Source organism: Nocardia sp. CA-128927, assembly GCF_050955855.1.
In the GTDB taxonomy this organism is placed as follows: domain Bacteria; phylum Actinomycetota; class Actinomycetes; order Mycobacteriales; family Mycobacteriaceae; genus Nocardia.
In genome coordinates this window covers 5,861,081-5,879,310 of record NZ_CP192087.1, presented here as the reverse complement: position 1 = coordinate 5,879,310, position 18,230 = coordinate 5,861,081, and the positions used below count along the sequence as shown (strand labels likewise).

Below are 18,230 nucleotides of genomic sequence, written 5' to 3'. Positions count from 1 at the left end.
CGAGCGCGGTGGCGTTGCCGAGACCACTGAGGGGTAGGCGCCAGGTGGTCGTGTTTCGACGACGCCCGTGTCTTGTGGGCTGTGACAGTGCGGTTGACCGCGCTGAGCGGGGACCGACGGGCCCTAACGCGAATCGAATGCGAGTGGATGTGCACCGCGCTTCGGGACGGTTTCGCGATCTCCGGTGTAAGGATTCGCGAGTTTGGCGTGTCGACCGACGGTTGTGGGGTATCGCCAAGCCGTGACTTTCGACCTGACACCGACGGCGGCGCAGCACGACCTGGCTAAACGGGCGCACGAGTTCGCGGAAGACTGCATCCGGCCCGTAGCGGCCGACTATGACCGGGCTCAGGAGTTTCCGTGGCCGGTTCTCGAGGAGGCTGCTGAGCGGGGGTTCTACAGCCCGCTGTTCTATCGCGACCTGATCGGGGACCCGACCGGACTGTCGTTGCCGATGTTCATGGAGGAGTTGTTCTGGGGGTGTGCTGGGATCGGGTTGGCGATTGTGATGCCGGCGTTGGCGCTGTCGGCGATCGGGCAGGCGGCTACGCCGGAGCAGATGTTGCAGTGGGCGCCCGAGTGTTTCGGTACGCCTGGGGATTTGAAGCTTGCGGCGTTGGCGATTTCGGAGCCTGAGGGTGGTAGTGATGTGCGGAATCTGCGCACGCGGGCGGTTCGGGACGGTGACGACTGGGTGATCGACGGTCACAAGATGTGGATCGGGAATGGCGGCATTGCCAATGTGCATGTGGTGAATGCGGTGGTGGATGAGGAGTTAGGGCATCGGGGGCAGGCATTGTTCGTTGTGCCCGGCGGTACACCTGGGCTGGAGCTGGTGCGGAAGCTGGACAAGTTGGGGTGTCGGGCATCGCATACCGCGGAGTTGAAGTTCAACAGTGTGCGGGTGCCGATGGAGAATCTGCTCGGGGGAGTGGAGAAGCTCGAGCATTCGTTGGCGAAGCGGCGGGAGGCGGTTCGTAGTGGCGGGCGGTCCGGCTCGGTGACGTTGGGTACGTTCGAGCAGACGCGGCCGATGGTGGCCGCGCAGGCGCTCGGAATCGCCAGGGCGGCTTTGGAATACATGACCTCCTACGCGAACCGGCGCGAGGCGTTCGGTGCGCCGATCATGGACAATCAGGGGATTGCCTTTCCGATCGCGGACTTGGCCACCCAGATCGATGCCGCTCGGCTGCTGACGTGGCGGGCGTCCTGGATGGCGGCCAACGGTGTGCTCTTCGAGCGCGGTGAGGGATCGATGGCGAAGTTGGCGGCGAGCGAGGTGGCGGTGAAAGCCACCGAGCGCGCGATCCAAACGTTGGGCGGATGGGGTTACATCAGCGATCATCCGGTGGAGAAGTGGTACCGAGATGCGAAGCTGTACACCATCTTCGAAGGAACCAGTGAGGTCCAGCGCATCGTCATCGCGCATGCGCTGGGCGCGGCGGAGGGCAGGCCGCCGCTGCACGTCGATCTCGAGCCGTCGGGTGGGCCGCTGAACAAGATGTTCGGTCGCGGCACCGAGGTGCGCGGCAAGGCTGCCGCGGCGGCGCTGGGCATGCGGGATCGCGTGCCGGGGCCGATCATGAAGGCCGCCTTGAAAATCCTTCGCCCGCCGCGCTGAACCGGGCGGAAGCCTCAGGGGCGGATCGCACTCACCAGAGTCACCAGTGGTGGCAATGACTGCGCGTCCTCGGTAGGCTTCCGGCCCACCGAGTCGAGGTAATCCGGCAGGGTGATGCCCGCTGCGCGCCAACCGCGTGCGGCGAACCACTCCACCGCATCACTGCGCTGCTCGTTGTAGACCAGATCTGTCCAGCCCGTTCGGACGTCCATGACCGAATCGGCCTCGTCGACCTCGGTAGAAGCCTGTTCGGGCATCGGATCCAACTCCTCGATGGCGACGCGACTACCGGCGGCGCTGGCCTGGTCGATATTGTCGAACAGCTGATCCACCGCGGCGGCGGGCAGGTAGGGGAGTAGGCCTTCGGCGAGCCATGCGGTCGGTGTCGCCGGATCGAAACCTCGTTCGCGCAACGCTTTCGGCCAATCCTCGCGCAGATCCACCGGCACCTCGCGTCGGTCGGCGCGTGGCTTGTCGCCGTCAGCGGCGAGGGTCTGCCGCTTGAATTCCAGCACCTGCGGGCGGTCGAGTTCGTAGACGACGGTGCCGTCGGGCCAGGGCAGACGGTAGGCGCGCGCGTCGAGACCGGCGGCGAGAATGACGATCTGGCGGACCCCGGCGGCCATGGCGACCGCGAAGTAGTCGTCGAAGTATCTGGTCCGTGCTTCCTGGAAGGTCTGGAAGGACTCGCCGAACCCGGCGCCGAGCAGCGGATGCTCGGTCACCTTGCCGTCGAGCAGATCCGCCCACTCCGGTCCCGCGGCGCGGACGAAGACCTCCGCGTACGGGTCGACGGCCAGCGGTGCGGGTCCGCGACCGGCCAGGGCGCGGGCCGCGGCGACGAACAACGCCGTGGACCCGACACCGGTGTTTATGTATGTCCCAGGTATCTCCCTCGGTACGCACAATCGCCAACGTACCTGCCATCTGGAACTATTGCACCAACTGGTCGGCATGTTATCGCGATCCGAACGGTCGTTCCGGACCGCAGGCGCCACTGTTGTATGTGAACGCGGACGCGGGTACTTTTGCGAGAGGTTCAGACAACGAGCCAACGGTAGTCTCCGCCCCGGTTCGCTTCGGCGCGGCCGGGCTCGAGGCTACGACCGAATCACGCTGGACGGCACGCTCGTTCGGCGCTGACCCGGAGCGTTGCGCATGGCGAATCAGGTTAGTCCACGGCACCCCCGAATGTCTCGTCGACTGCATTCACATACCCACCAGTCGACGAGCGTCAGCGAGTTCACCCACGGACAGTTTCGAATCCGCGGCAACACCCTGCGGCGCGGCATCCGGTTGCTCGCGATCGTCGGCGAGCTCGATCTGGCGACCGCACCGCTGCTGGATCGAGCCGTGTACGACGGCGAACGCGTCCCAGCCATGATCGTGGATACGAGCGGGGTCTCCTTCCTGGGATTCGCCGGAGTCGACGTGCTCGTGCGGGCCGCCGAACGGGCCGATACCTGCCAGCGCCGGTTCGCGGTCGTGGTGTCGTCGCGACCGACGCAACGAGTCTTCGAATTGACCGACGCTTACGAACGCATCCGGTGTTATCCACGCTTGGATATCGCGGTGCGTGCCGTCACGGAATAGGTGCGCGCGCCCTGAAACGCCTTGCGGCCCTGCAACACTTCTCTCAGTTTGGTGTTTGTGTCTGCGCGCGGCGCCGGAAGGCGGAATGATCGGACACCATGGACTCTCCGCTTATTTCTGTGGGGCTGCCGCTGGTTTTGATTGTGATCATGTTCGGGCTCGGGCTCTCGCTCACCGTCCAAGACTTCACTCGAATCGCGAAGAGCCCCAAGGTCGTCGCCATCGCGCTGGGGTGTCAGCTGGTGGTGTTGCCGTGCGCCGCGTTCGGTCTGGTCTTGTTGTTCGATCCGTCGCCGCTGCTGGCGATCGGGGTGATGCTGCTCGCGGCGTCGCCGGGCGGGACGGCGGCGAACCTGTTCAGTCACCTGTTCCACGGTGATGTCGCGCTGAATGTCTCGCTCACCGCGGTCAATTCGATCATCGCGGTGGCCACGGTGCCGGTGATCACGAACCTCGCCATCGACTACTTCGACCCGGGCGGGGCGGCCGCGGTGGGATTGCAGTTCGGCAAGGTCGTGCAGGTGTTCGCGATCGTGTTGATACCGGTCGCGCTGGGCATGCTGGTGCGCCAGGTGTCGGCGAGCTTCGCGGATCGGATGGACAAGCCGGTGCGCATCGGGTCCGCGCTCACGCTGGCGCTGGTGATCGCCGCGACGATGGTCGACCAACGCGCCGACATCATCCCCTACCTGCGGGCCGTCGGCGTGGCGATGATCTTGTTCTGCCTGATCAGTTTGACCATCGGCTACGTGGTGCCCCGCGTGCTCGGTGTCGAAGGGCGCCAGGCGATCGCGTGCTCGATGGAGGTCGGCATCCACAACGGCGTCATCGCCATCACGATCGCCATCAGCGTCCTGGGCAGCACCGAAATGGCCATTCCCGCAGCGGTTTACGGTGTCGCGATCTTCCCGCTGGCGGCAGGCTTCGGTTGGCTGGTGACCCGGCGTCGACCGCGAGATCTGCCCGACGCTGCCTTGGTCAGCGGGCAGCCGAAGTCCGCCGACGGGCCGAGCTCCGGGTAGGCCTACGAAGACGTTTGCTGTCCCACCGAGGAAAGTACGAAGGCATCTGCTTCGGGTTGGCGGGTCGCGCGCCAGTAACTCGTGCCGGTGCCCGGCCAGGACTGTCGATTGCGGCCGTTGTGATCGAGGAACCAGCTGTGGCAGCCGCCGGAAACCCACACGGACCTGTCGAGTTTGGTCTGCAACCAGTGGTTGAACCGGCGCTGCACAGCGTCGTTCACCTCGAGCCGCGTCGAACCCCGGGCCTGCATCAGGCGCAGGCACTGCGCGATGTAGCGCGCCTGGGCTTGGATCATGAACAGAATCGACACCGCGCCGCCGCCGGAATTCGGGCCCATGATCATGAAGAAGTTCGGGAAGCCGGCCACGGTCATGCCGAGGTAGGCCTCGGTGCCGTCGCGCCAGGCGTCCTGGATGGTGAGCCCGTCGCGGCCGACGATGTGCTCGGTGGCGCACCGGTTGTCGGTGGCGAAGCCGGTGCCGAGGATGACCACGTCGACCTCGTGCAACTCGCCGTCCGCCGTGCGGATCCCGGATTCGGTGAACTCCTCGATGCCTTCGGTCACCAGGCTGACATCGGGTCGCTGCAGTGCCGGATAGAAGTCGCTGGAGAACAGGATTCGTTTGCAGCCGAAGGTGTAGGTGGGGGTGAGCTTCGCGCGTAGTTCCGGATCGGGCACCTGCTTGCGCAGATGGTGCAGCGACAACCGTTTGAGCAGGAAGTTCAACCGGGGGTGGAAGTAGCCGAAGACGGGCGCCTCGTGCATCAGGAAGGAGCCGATCCGGTAGATCTTCATCAGGCCCGGAAAGGTCTTGAAGAGGCGTTGCTCGGTGTTGCTGACCGGGCGGTCCATCTTGGGCAGCACCCAGTGCGGGTTGCGCTGGAACACGTCGACATGCGCTGCGGCATCGGCGATCTGGGGCGCCAACTGCATGCCGCTGGCCCCGGTGCCGATCACCGCTACCCGTTTGCCTGCCAGATCAACCGAATGATCCCACTCGGCGGAATGGAACACCTGGCCGGTGAAGCTGTCCCGCCCCTTGAACTCCGGAATGCTGGGCTTGTGCAGTGCGCCGTGCGCGGCGACCACGGCGCGCGGGCGGTATTCGTCGCCGTCGGCGGTGCGCACCACCCACCGGTCGTCGGCATCGTCGAATTCGTAAGACACTGCCTCGGACCGGAATCGGATATACGGTTCGAGCTCGTAATCCTTGACGACGCGTCGGATGTAATCGAGTATCTCCGGTTGGCTCGCGTACAACCGGCTCCAGCCGGTGTTCGGCGCGAACGAATACGAATACATCATCGACATGACGTCGCAGGCGCATCCGGGATAGGTGTTGTCTCGCCATACGCCACCGACGCCGTCGGCCTTCTCCAGGACGACGAAATCGCGTTCGCCCGCCTGCAGCAGCTCGATTGCCATCCCGACACCGGCCAAACCGGTGCCGACGATGAGCACGTTCGGATACGTCGGGCTCACCGGATCGATCGGTGCGGTCATCTCGACCCCCTGAATAGCAACTTTCAGCGAATGGCTTGATCACTTCGATGGAACCGACACGATTACACCACAGCAGGACGCGGGACGTACAGAAAAATGTTCGCGCCGCCCATCGATGCGCATCTTGTGCAGCATACGCTTGCCCGGGGCGAGCTGCGGGGGGCCACCGTACGGCCAGTTCGGCAGGCGGGGCCGGGTGCCGGTCAGGCCGGGGTGGACGCCGCCCGGCGTGAATCACTGTGCGTGGCAATAGGTGTGCGACGTTCCACGGTGACTTCGGTCGCGTGGAGCAGCGCCTTCGCGGGCTGCCAGCAACGCAGCAGGGTCTGCTCATCGGGTACGTCGGCCCCGTGTGCGGTCGGCTCGCCTGCCGGTTCGCCATCCTCGTCGGTGAGCCGCTTGACCGCCAGGACCAGCTCGGCGACCATGCGGATGTGCTCTTGGTCGTCTTCGCCGATCGTGCTCTCGATCAGTTCGTCGACGGCGGTCGGCAGCGGCACCACGTATCTGGCGACGATCTCGGCCGCGTCATGGATTTCCATCCGGCGGCGGTGCAGCCGCTCCTGCGGCGAAACATTCCAATTGTCAGCACGTTTCAGCTGGAACACGACCTGTGGCGCGGCGCCGGTCAGATCCTTCCACAGCGGATACACCCGGCGCGCGGCACGTGATTCACTGTCCAGTCGCAGCAGTTGCACCACGGACTGCGCCGAGGACGGGATGAACACCATGACCAGGGCGGCGAAGAGGAACAGCCCGGGTTCGCCCGAGGTGAATCCGTCGGCGACCATGTTGTAGGTGCTGTGCGTGAACGCGTTGCCCGCGCCGAGGGCGTCCAACGCCGCCGAGACCGCCAACAGGCAGACCGGCAGCGAGCTGGCGACGCCGAACAGCACCAGGGTGGTCACCGTGATCCGCTCCCACAGGGTGGTCGTCCGCCACACCGTGCCCCTGATCTTCAGTACGTAGTAGTAGCACGAAACCAGTACCGGCAGTGTGGAATACAGGCCGATGTAGACGCCGAACCGCCAGCCGCCGTACTCGGCGATGGACGACATTCCGTGGGCCCGCGCGGGCGCGCTCAGAGTGAGGAACACCAGGCCGATGGCCGCTGACAGGCCGAGCACGATCTTGAACTGGACTCGGTAGCGCACCGGACCGTTTTCGTGCAGCAGTGCCATGCCGAGACCGAATGCCCAGGCGGTCACGGTAAGCCAGTGCCAGGTGTCGAACACGGTGGGCAGGCCGCCGGGGACGACCCTGGCCACGTGGCGGGCGAAAACCGGCTCACGCAGGAAAGCGGCTGCCGCATCGAAGCCGAGCAACGTGTTGATCAGGCGGCCGAAGATCGAGGTGTGCAGGGTCAGCGCGAGGCGGATCACCGTGATGACAACGATTAACACCGTTGCCGAGATGGTCAACCCAGTCGGAAGGTGGTCATGCGGCCACATGCGGCTACAGCTCTTTCAACATCGGATCGCGGCGCGGTCCGACGGTCCTCGCGCGGAAGCCGATCAGGGTGGCCAGCAGCTCGGCTTCGTACTCTTCGATGGAGGCGTAGCTGGATGCGCCGCGGGCGGCCCGCACTGTGGAGAAGTCGATTTCGTGGTTCAGTGCCACTCCGCTCGTCAGTGTCGACCACTCCACCGCGGAGAGCGACGTGTCCTGCCCGTGGTTGAGCAACATGTGGCTGACCTCGTGCAATGCGACGTGCAGCTCTACCGCGGGGTCGGACGACTGCCGAAGGAAGATCACGTCGTAGCCCTTGCACGCCAGCCACAGTCCGCACAGTCCGACCGGTGCGGTCGGCGGCAGCAGCAATCGCACGATCCGCCGCCCGCGCATGCGCTCGACCGACGCGATGAACTCCTCGATGGTCCAATCCGCGGGGAGCTCGAGCCGATCGACCACGGCTTGCAGCCGGGCACGGGTCGAGATCGTGCCTCGGGTCCGGCTCCGCGCGAAGGCGGAGATCTTGCGCCGGAACAGTTTCAACATGTCACTTGCCTCCTCGTTCGAGCGAGGCGATCCGCGCCAGTGGTTCCCGACTCGTCGGCATAAGCGCTGGTGCGAGCTGCTGCGGCGAGGCCGGTGGAATGCGGATCGTATGTGTTCACGATTTCCTCCCCCGAGCACCTGGAGATCTCACCTTGTTATCGCGCACAACAGCGGCATCGTTGCCGCCGGCGCGATTTTGTTCGTCGAAGTCATCCGTTGCAACGGGGAGCGCGACCTACCCATTGTCCGGATGCCTTCAGGGAGCCGACATGTCGACACACGTCGAGTCACCATCATCGACCTGCCGGGCTGGCTTATAGCCTACCTGTCACCCGAGCTTCGCGTAGTTGTAATTTGGCGGTCAAGGGGAATTGATTGTGCCGTTGACCTGGTCGGATATGGATGAACCTGAGTGCCGGACAGGATACCTGGGGAACGGCGGTGGTAGATCAAGTGCAGGTCGCGGGCCGAAACGTCCCGGCGTCGGCCACGTTTCGGCGAGTCCGGCACTCCGGCGGCGGCAGCTGAGACCGGCCGCCCTGTCAAAGCTGATCCGGCACATAGGCGGTATCGAACGCCGCGGCGAGACCCGTTGTGTGTCAGCCGCTGTCGCAACACGACCGCTGCGATCGCCGACACCTCGTCGCGGTCGAGCGCGATCCACTGGCACCGCGTCCGCGGTGCCTCGGGTGGGTATCGACGGTGCGCGCATCTGCGGCCGGCTTCTTCGCGGGCTACGTCGGTGGAGCGTCGTCTCGGTCGGACTCGTGCCCGGGGTCGGCGGTGTTCTGCAGCGCCTGCAACAGCCGGTCGATCGCCGTCTTGGGGAAGATCAGCTGGTAGCCCTCGGTATGGCTGCGGGCCCGCTTCAACTCGATGCCGAGCCGGTCGAGCTCGGTCACCAGATCCACGACGGACCGGTGTTTGCGGGTCAGATTCTGCAGGGCGCTCACCCCGCTCTCGACATCGTCGTCCACCACCGCAACGGCAGCCAGCTCGTCGGTGGGGAAGCCCAGCGTGCCACCGTGATACAGAGCCGAGGTCGCGCTCCCGGTCGGTAGACCGAGGGCCTCGAGTGCCCGGTTGTACTTCGCCTCCGTGGTAGCGCTGATCGTGTCGACCTGCCCGCTCTCGATCCGCGACTGCACGTTCCGCGTAGGACCGCCCAGATCATGGATGTGCTGGTGAGTTACCAGGTCATCGGGAAGATTTCGCTGCCGGAACGCCTTCAGCTGCCGTCCGAACCGCTGTCCAGCCGACTCGACTTTATTACGCTTCACGGTCTCGCTGGCGCCCAATTCGTCGCCCATGGGAAGCATCGTACCACTTGACTGCTCATGTACATGCATCACCGCTCATCCGTGGTCGTCATGGGGCGCAATAGCAAGATAGTGCCCTTACGGCAGGCCTCGTGGCGAGATATCGTCCACGACGATGCGCATGTGCGGGTGCAGATGCACATCAATGCACACCGATGTGTTGACATGAGTGATTGTGGTAGTTAAATTCTGTCCATGGGTGCGGATCTGGGCACTTAGGCGTGAGGCGGGCACCGATCATGTGGAAGTTCAGCACGACTCCCGATGGCATGGCGCGTGCCGGTACTCACCAGCCCAGTCGGCCCATAGCCGATGACTTGCCGCCTGCTCGGCGTGCGAACGGCTCGGTCCGAGTACCGAGATCCCGTTCGGGTAGAGCCGACACCGGCGTCGGCAACGGCTGGGAGTTCGAGCCCGCCCAGCTGTCGGCCGAAAGCCATTCGGATGGTGGATATCTCGTGTCAACCGTCATGTTCCTCGAGGGGGGAACATGACCACCAACTCAATTCCGGCAACCCGCCGGGAGCTCGACAATCAAATCAGCCTGCTCGACGTCGCCTCGCTTATCGGACCGATGCCACGGTTACGCGCATCGCCACGCTGAACGCGAATGGTCGATACGGATCCTGATCGGCGCGAGGGCAACAAATAGCCGTTGCCCTCGCTGTCGATAGATGTGTGTTTACAAACGAAGGTAATGCGATGGATTCTGTGCACAGCTCCTCGATCGAGGCCGAGTCGACCGCCCATGAGGGCATAGCCATCGTGGGGATCGGTTGCCGGTTCCCAGGACAGGTTTCCGACGTAGGCGATTTCTGGCAGCTCCTGCTCGATGAGCGGGATGCCGTCCGTGAGGTCCCGGAGGACCGGTGGACAGGTGCCGCTTTCTACGATCGCGATGCGGCCCGGCCCGGCCACCTGCGCACCCGATCGGGTGGCTACCTCGATGACGTCTCGTCATTCGACGCGCAGTTCTTCGGCATCACCCCGCACGAGGCCGCGCGAATCGACCCGCAGCAGCGGCTCTTCCTCGAGACGACGTGGGAAGCGCTGCAGGACGCGGGCATGGTTCCCGAGCACCTGGCAGGCACGAAAACCGCTGTGTACGCGGGTGTTTCGGGTCATGACTACGGCATCATCCAGCTGAACCCGGAGAACCGCTACCTCATCGGTGGCCACACGATGACCGGTGTCACGAATTGCATTGTGGCCAACCGGGTCTCGTACCTGCTCGACCTGCGCGGCCCCAGCATGACGGTGGACACCGCCTGCTCGTCCTCGTTGATCGCGATTCACCTCGCGTGCCGCAGCATTCGCTCCGGCGAGGCGACGATGGCGATCGTCGGCGGCGTCAGCACGCTGCTCATCCCCGAGGCGACCATCGGATTCAGCCAGGGGACCTTTCTGTCGCCGGAGGGTCGCTCCAAGTCGTTCAGCGAGTCCGCCGACGGCTACGTGCGCAGTGAGGGCTCGGGCACGATCGTCCTCAAGCCGCTGTCCGCGGCGATCGCCGACGGTGACCGCATCTACTCGGTGATCCGTGGCAGCGCGACAAACCAGGACGGCCGCACCAACGGCATCTCCGTGCCGAGCGAGGACGCCCAGGCGCAGATGATCGAGGACGCCTGTCGCGATGCCGGCGTCGCGCCGGCCGACATCGGCTATGTCGAGGCGCACGGCACGGGTACCGCCGTTGGCGACCCGATCGAGGCACGCGCGCTCGGAAAGGCGTTGGCGGTCGGGCGAAATGGGCACGGCCCGTGCATCGTCGGTGCGGTGAAGTCGAACCTCGGCCACCTCGAGTCCGCGGCAGGCATCGCAGGCATCATCAAGGCGTGCCTGGTGCTCGCCAACGGCGAGATCCCCGCGAACCTGCACTCGGCGGTGCCGAACCACGAGATCCCGTTCGCGGAACTGGGGCTGCAGCTTGCCCAGACCCGGCAGACGTGGCCGGGCGGGCGGCCCCGTCTTGCGGGTGTGAACTCCTTCGGTTTCGGCGGGTCCAATGCCCACGTGATCCTGGAGGGTCCGCCCGAGGCCGCGCCGAACACACACGCGGACAACGCAAATGGGCACGCGGAGAACACCCGGCCGGAGCAAGAGCCGGTTGTCTTCACGCTCAGTGCGAAGACCAAGGACGCGCTGCGGGCCTACGCCGACAGCTACGCGGACTTCCTGGACGAGTCGACCGCGACGCTGCCCGCCATCGCGTCCACACAGGCACAGGCGCGTGCGCACTATGACCATCGCCTTGCCGTCGTGTGTTCGTCCACGGACGAGCTACGCGACACTCTTCGTGAGGTGGCCAGAGGTGCTGCGCCGGAAGCGATTCGAAGTGGCGTGAAAGCGCCCGTCGCGCCGAGCGTGGCATTCGTGTTTTCGGGCCAGGGCCCGCAGTGGTGGGGCATGGCGCGGGAGCTGCTCGCGGAGAACGAGGTGTTCCGGCAGACCGTCGAGCGCGTCGATGCCGAGCTGACCAAGCATGCCGACTGGAGCGTCATCGAGGAGCTCGGTCGCGACGAGGCCGACAGCCGCATCGGCGAGACCTTCATCGCCCAGCCCGCGGTCTTCGCGGTGCAGGTCGGATTGGCCGCCGTGTGGCAGAGCCGGGGCATCGTTCCCGCCGCCGTGGTCGGCCACAGCATCGGCGAGGTCGCCGCCGCCTACGTGTCGGGGGCGCTGTCCTTCGCGGACGCGGTGCGGGTCATCTTCCACCGCAGCCGGGTGCAGCAGCAGGCCTCCGGCAAGGGCAAGATGCTCGCGGTGGGTCTGCCCCTCAGCGAGGTCGAGCAGCGGGTCGCCGGGTACCGCGGGCGGGTGGCCATTGCCGCGCTCAACGGCCCGGAATCCATTGCGCTGGCCGGTGATCCGGATGCGCTCGAGGAGATCGAGCGCGAGCTCGGCGCCGACAAGATCTTCGCCCGGATGCTTCAGGTCAGTGTGGCTTTCCACAGCCACCACATGGATCCGCTGAAAGACGAACTGCTTTCGTCGTTGTCCGGACTCACCTCGGGCGAGGCGACCATTCCGATGTACTCCACGGTCACCGCGGACATCGCGCCGACCGGTGGGCTCGATGCCGAGTACTGGTGGCACAACGTGCGCGAGCCGGTGAAGTTCGCGCCCGCCATCGATCGCCTCATCGAGGATCAGCACCTGGCGTTCGTCGAGCTCGGTCCGCACCCGATTCACGGGACGGCGATCGGCGAGCTGCTCGATCAGCGCAAGGCCGAGGGCGTCGTTGTCGCCTCGTTGCATCGCAAGCAACGCGATCGCGACACCCTGTTGTCTTCGCTGGCCACGCTGTACGCGGCCGGGTTCGACCCGTCGTGGGAGGCATCGTTCGCCGGGATCGGCGAGCGCGTGCAGGTGCCGTTCTACCCGTGGCAGCGCGAAACCTATTGGCTGGAAACGCCTTCGGCGCACGGCAAGCGATTCCCGTCGCTGGCCAATCCGCTCGTCGGGGACGTCGGCCGGGTCGCGGACGAGCCGGGTAAGCATGTGTGGGAACTGGTGCTCGACCCGGATGTGTACCCGTGGCTCGATGATCACCGGGTCCAAGGCCCCATCGTCTTCCCCGGCGCGGCGTACCTGGACATGGTGCTCGGTTGCGCGGAGAGCGCGTTCGGCGCGGGTCTGTACTCGCTGGAGGATGTCGAGTTCCGTCGCGCGCTGTTCGTCTTCGACGACCGCCCGGCACCCGTCGTTCAGGTTGTGCTGACCGAGTCGCTGCACTACTCGGTGTACAGCAGGCAGGACGGCGACAAGGACTGGACCCTGCACTCGGTCGGCACCCTGCGCCGCGGCGCTCCGGTCACCGACCTGCCCGTGCCGTTCGCCGAACTCGACGCGGAATGCCCCGAGGAGATCGAACCCGCACAGGTCTTCGCCAAGCTCCGCAACAATGGCTTGATGTTGGGCCCGACGTTCAAGGCGATCACCAAGCTCAACTACGCCGACCTCAAGTCGCTCGGCCGGATCGATACCCCGGCGGCCCTCGCGGACGAGGCGCCCCGGCACGCGATCCATCCCGCGGTGCTCGATTCGTGCTTCCAGTCGCTGTCCATCTCGATGGGCAACGATCCGAACAGCGACGACAAGACGCTGTACCTGCCGGTCGAGGTGAAGCGACTCAGCTTCTACGCCAAGGCAACCGGCCGCGTGTACTGCTACGGGCGCGCGCAGGTCACCGACGACATCGCGTACTGCTACGGCGATCTGTGGATCGTCAACGAAGACGGCACTCTGGTGGCCGAGCTCGAAGGCTTCAAGGGCAAGTCGATCACGCAGAGCACCGAGGACGGCGACGCACTGCTGCAGTGGCTCTACGAGTTCCGTTGGCACGCAGACCCGGTGCGCACGAAGCACCGGATGGCCGCCGACTTCCTGCCCGCGACAACGGATCTCGACGCGGCCGTCGAACCGTTGATCGACGAACTGCGGCACTGGTCGGTCAATCGCGACTACCACTCCGTGCATGAAGCGGAGATGAACGAGCTGTGCATCGGGTACGTGACCGAGGCGTTCTACACACTCGGCATGCAGTTCGCGGTGGGCCGCACCTTCACCGTCGCCGAGATCGCGGCCGAGATGGGGGTGCACGACAAGCACGTCCGCTACCTCGCGCGCTTGCTGGAACTGCTTGCGCAGCACGGGATCACCGAGCAGGACGCGGACGCGTGGCGGCTGCTCGTCGTGCCGGAACGCGTCGATACCGCGGCGGCGCTGGCCGAGCTGCGGGCGAAGCATCCGGATCAGTACGTGCCCGAGCTCGCGGTGCTGGAACGCTGTGGCACGGAGCAGGCGGCGGTGCTGCGCGACGACGTCAACCCCATCGAGCTGATCTTCCCCGAGGACGAATTCCAGTCGGTCGCAGACCTTTACGGACCCTCGTTCTCGTTCGGCAAGGCCAATCGCATCGTCAGCAAGGTGGTCGCGGAGTGTGTGCGCGACCTGCCGACCGATCGACCCGTGCGGGTGCTCGAGATCGGTGCCGGCACGGGTGGCACGACACCCTATGTCCTGTCCGAGCTGCCGCCGGACCGTGCGGAGTACGTGTACTCCGACATCACGCAGCTGTTCCTCGGCAAGGCGCGGCATCGGTTCAGCGAGTACGACTTCATCGATTACCGAGTCCTCGACATCGAGCACGACATCGAGGCCCAGGGCTTCGATGCGCACTACTACGACATCGTCGTTGCCTCGAATGTCGTGCACGCCACCCCGAGCCTGAGCCACACCCTCGGCAACGTGCAACGGCTGCTGACCGCGCAGGGACTGCTGCTCGTGGTCGAGGCGACGGTGCCGCCGCACTGGGTCGATCTGACCTTCGGCATGACCGAGGGCTGGTGGGCCTTCAGCGATCACGACCTGCGGCCCAGCTATCCGCTGATGGCGGAGGCGACGTGGCGGGAGTTCCTGCCCAGCGTCGGTTTCGAAGGCGTGCAGATCTTCTCGGACATGGCCACCCCGGAGGAGACCGGTAACTCGGTGATCCTGGCGCGCAGGCAGACCGTCGATCTCGAGCCGCATCAGCCGCGCATCGATAAGGCGCCCTGGGTGGTGCTCGCGGATGCGGACGGTGTCGGCGCGGGCTATGCCGGGCTGATCGGGGAGGCCGGTGCGGCAGGCGTGCTCGTCACCCGTGGCGACGATTTCGAGCAGGTCGACGCCCGCACCTACCGGGTGCGGCCCAACAGCAGCGCGGATATCCAGCGCGTGCTGGCGGAGGTGCGCGCGTACGCCGGTGAGGTAGCCGGTGTCTTGCACCTGTGGAACCTCGATTTCGCGGGGACAGACCTGACCACCGAACTGCTGCCTGCGGTGGAGAGTCAGGGGGCCTACAGCGTCATCGCGTTGGCCCAGGCGGTCGAGGAGCTGGACTGGGACCAGTCTCCACGGCTGTGGGTGGCGACCTCTGGGGCGCATGTCCTGGACCGGGCGGAGCGCGTTGCGCTGAGCCAGGTTCCGAGCTGGGGCATCTTGCGGGTGTTGTTGAGCGAGCACAGCAGTCTGCGTGCGAAGATCTTCGACTTCGACCCGGCCGCGTCCGCCGCACAGCGTGCCGCGCAGCTCTTCGATGAGCTGTTGCACGTGGACACGGCGGATGAAGAGGTCGCCTTCCGCGCCGATACTCGATTCATCGACCGTCTCGAGCATGTCTCGCTCGCCGAGTTCGAGGCCTCGGTCGCGATCCCGGCCCGCGTGTCCGACGAGACCCCGTTCGCGCTGGCGGTGCCCGCCGAGTCGGGCGTCGAGCAGCTGCGCTACGAAAGGCAGGAGCTGCCCGTCCTGGGCAGCGGGCAGGTCGCCATCCGGCCGCTGGCCACCGGCCTGAACTTCCGTGACATCATGCTGACGCTCGGATTGCTTTCCGAGGGTGCGACTTTCGGCGGGTTCTACGAGAACAACCTCGGCGTGGAGTGCGCGGGCACCATCACCCAGGTCGGACCCGACGTGGACGGACTGGCGCCCGGCGATCGCGTTGTCGCCTTCGCCCGCGGCTGCTTCGGCAACCTGGTGGTCGCCGACGTCAGCCGGGTGTACCCCGCGCCGACGAACCTGTCCGACGCCGAGGCGGCCACGCTGCCGATGGCGTATCTGACCGCCTGGTACGCGCTGGTGGAAGTGGGCAGGCTGCGTCCGAGCGACCGGGTGCTCGTGCACGCGGCGGCCGGCGGCGTCGGGCTGGCCGCGGTGCACATCGCGCACTCGTTCGGCGCGACGGTCGTCGCCACCGCGGGTAGCGAGGAGAAGCGGGATTACCTGCGCTCGTTGGGCATTGCGGAGGTCTTCGACTCCCGCTCGCTCGACTTCGCCCAGGAGATCAGGCAGCGCTACGACGGTGTCGACATCGTGCTCAATTCCCTTCAGGGCGAGACGATTCCGAAGAGCCTCGAGCTGCTCCGCCCGCGCGGACGTTTCCTCGAGATCGGCAAGAAGGACATCTACGACAACTACAAGCTGGGTCTGAAGCCGTTCGGCAACAACCTGAGCTACTCCGCGATCGACATCGACCGGATGCTCAAAGAGGATCCGGCGCTGTGCCGCGAGTCGATGAGCAAGGTGCTCGACGCGATCAACGCGGGCACGCTGCCCGCGCTGCCGCACACCGATTTCGATGCCACCGAGGTGGCCTCGGCGTTCCGATACATGGTGACCGCCAAGCAGATCGGCAAGATCGTCGTCGAGTACCGGCCCGACACCGAACTGCAGGTCCACCCGACGTCGAGCGGTGACGAGACCGTCGACGGCGACGGCACCTACCTGATCACCGGCGGCTACACCGGTTTCGGTCTGCGCACCGCCGAGTGGCTGGTCGAGAAGGGGGCCCGGACTGTAGTGCTGGTCGGGCGTCGCGGCCAGATCGACGACGAGAACGAGGAGCCGATCGAGGCGATGCGGGCCCTCGGCGTCAACGTGGTGCTGGAACGCGCCGACGTGTCGATCGAGGCCGAGGTCGTCGGCCTGCTCGAACGGATCGCGGAGCTGCCGCCGCTGCGCGGGATCTACCACGCCGCAATGGTGCTCACCGATGGGCCGCTGGCAGGCATGACCGAGGCGGACTTCCTGCGGACCGTGCAACCCAAGGTCGACGGTGCCTGGCACCTGCACAACCACACCAAGGACCGCGAGCTCGACGCGTTCGTCATGTTCTCGTCGATGAGCTGGAACGTCGGCACCCCCGGTCAGGCGAATTACGCTGCGGCCAACGGGTTCCTGGAGGCGCTCGCCACGCATCGCCACGAGCTCGGGCTGCCCGCGCTGACGATCAACTGGGGCGCAATGGCCGAAGTAGGGTTCGTCGCACGCAACAAGCTCGACACCCTGGCTCGGCTCGGGTGGACACCGATCTCGCCGGACCACGCACTCGACTTCATCGGTCGCTGCCTGGCCCAGGGTGTCACCAGCACCAGCGTTTTCGGCGTCAACTGGGCGAAGATGAACCAGGTCATGCCGATCATCCGCAGCTCGCCACGGCTCGCCCATCTCGCCTTGGCCGACAGCGTCGGTTCCGCGAGTTCCGGCGGCACCGAGGGACTGCGCGCCGAACTCCTCGATCTCGAGGAGGGTTTGCGGCAGCCGCGGCTCGTCGAGGCTCTGTCACAACAGATCTCACGGATCTTCGACATGCCGATCGACCGGCTCGCCCACGATGTCGCGCTGACCGACCTCGGCATGGACTCGCTGATGGCAGGTCAGATCCGCAATGCGCTGGCCAAGCACCTCGATATCGACTTCCCGACAATGGGATTGATGCGCGGACCGACGCTTGTCGAGCTCGCCACCGAGGTGCTGGCTCAGGTGTTCGGCGAGGCGACGGGCACGCTGCCCGCGGCGGCCGAGAACGCAGGTCCGCAACGCTGGATTCATACCGTGAAGGGTCGCTCCAGCACCGCGTCGCTGCGGGTGTTCGCGATGCCGTTCGTCGGTGGTGGCGCGTCGGTCTTCACGCCGTGGCCGAACTTCCTGCCGGACACGGTCGAGGTGGTGGGTATCCAGTACCCGGGTCGCGAAGACCGCGTCAACGAGGTGCCGATCGACTCGATGCCTGCCTTCATCGAGGAACTGGCCGAGGCCATGCTGCCGCATCTCGACCGGACCTTCGCGATCTACGGGCACAGCATGGGCAGCCTGCTCGCTTACGAACTCACCAAGTATCTCGAGCAGCAGTACGCCGAAATCCCGCTCAAGCTCATCATCGGCGGCTGGCCCTCGCCCGCGCTGGTGGAGAGTTACGTGCGGAACCTGAAGCACATTCGCGACGGCTTCGACATGGATCGCGAGTCGGACAGCAGGGTGCTCGAAGTGTTGCGAGACAACGATCTGCTCGCGATACCCGTCGAGGACGAGGCCTCGGTCAAGCCGATGATGCCCGCGGTCCGCGCGGACCTGAAGATGTTGGGCGACTACCGGTTCGAACACGGGGTGGTGTTGCGGGCGCCGATCACGGTGCTGCGCGGCGCCGACGACCACCTGTTCGAAACCGACCAGCTGCAGGGCTGGGAGAAGTTGACCAGCGGCAGGTTCGAACTCACCACCGTCCCCGGCGGTCACCTGTTCATCCAGAACCCCAGTGCACAGGTGATGCGGACAGTCGCCGACGAGCTGTCCGCCGAGGACCAATTCCCCAGCTTCACCAGCCTGATGGATGGGCACTGAGCAGCAGCTC

Annotated in this window: 8 protein-coding genes and 1 pseudogene; 4 read left to right on the top strand and 5 right to left on the bottom strand. The window is 65.8% G+C overall.

Translation table 11 applies throughout. The features are described from left to right. Positions 1-241: 241 nt before the first annotated feature. Positions 242-1,621 carry an acyl-CoA dehydrogenase family protein gene (locus ACQPW1_RS27500; protein WP_433654471.1) on the top strand — a complete coding sequence of 460 codons (1,380 nt, stop codon included), beginning with the start codon at positions 242-244 and terminating at the stop codon, positions 1,619-1,621. A 14-nt stretch (positions 1,622-1,635) separates the two neighbouring features. Here the strand turns inward: ACQPW1_RS27500 and ACQPW1_RS27495 are convergent. Next, positions 1,636-2,527, bottom strand: a pseudogene (locus ACQPW1_RS27495) (SAM-dependent methyltransferase). 285 nt (positions 2,528-2,812) lie between these two features. Here ACQPW1_RS27495 and ACQPW1_RS27490 point away from each other — a divergent pair. After that, positions 2,813-3,214 carry an STAS domain-containing protein gene (locus ACQPW1_RS27490; protein WP_433654470.1) on the top strand — a complete coding sequence of 134 codons (402 nt, stop codon included), beginning with the start codon at positions 2,813-2,815 and terminating at the stop codon, positions 3,212-3,214. A 98-nt stretch (positions 3,215-3,312) separates the two neighbouring features. Beyond that, entirely contained in the window at positions 3,313-4,236 is a 924-nt protein-coding gene (locus ACQPW1_RS27485; protein ID WP_433654468.1) for a bile acid:sodium symporter family protein, read from the top strand. Between the two features lie 2 nt (positions 4,237-4,238). On the opposite strand, the gene ACQPW1_RS27480 is transcribed toward ACQPW1_RS27485, so the two are convergent. The 4 genes from ACQPW1_RS27480 to ACQPW1_RS27465 form a co-directional block, all read right to left on the bottom strand. After that, on the bottom strand, positions 4,239-5,741 hold the full coding sequence (locus ACQPW1_RS27480; protein ID WP_433654466.1) for a flavin-containing monooxygenase: 1,503 nt from the start codon (positions 5,739-5,741) through the stop codon (positions 4,239-4,241). A 203-nt stretch (positions 5,742-5,944) separates the two neighbouring features. Continuing rightward, positions 5,945-7,144 carry a DUF6545 domain-containing protein gene (locus ACQPW1_RS27475; protein ID WP_433654465.1) on the bottom strand — a complete coding sequence of 400 codons (1,200 nt, stop codon included), beginning with the start codon at positions 7,142-7,144 and terminating at the stop codon, positions 5,945-5,947. A gap of 52 nt (positions 7,145-7,196) precedes the next feature. Further along, positions 7,197-7,739, bottom strand: a complete 543-nt coding sequence (locus ACQPW1_RS27470) for a hypothetical protein (protein WP_433654464.1) — start codon at positions 7,737-7,739, stop codon at positions 7,197-7,199. Positions 7,740-8,473: 734 nt separating this feature from the next. After that, a complete protein-coding gene (locus ACQPW1_RS27465) occupies positions 8,474-9,049 on the bottom strand; it encodes a hypothetical protein (RefSeq protein ID WP_433654463.1) in 576 nt (191 codons plus the stop codon). 711 nt (positions 9,050-9,760) lie between these two features. Here ACQPW1_RS27465 and ACQPW1_RS27460 point away from each other — a divergent pair. Then, positions 9,761-18,220 carry an SDR family NAD(P)-dependent oxidoreductase gene (locus ACQPW1_RS27460; protein ID WP_433654462.1) on the top strand — a complete coding sequence of 2,820 codons (8,460 nt, stop codon included), beginning with the start codon at positions 9,761-9,763 and terminating at the stop codon, positions 18,218-18,220. Positions 18,221-18,230: the final 10 nt, after the last annotated feature.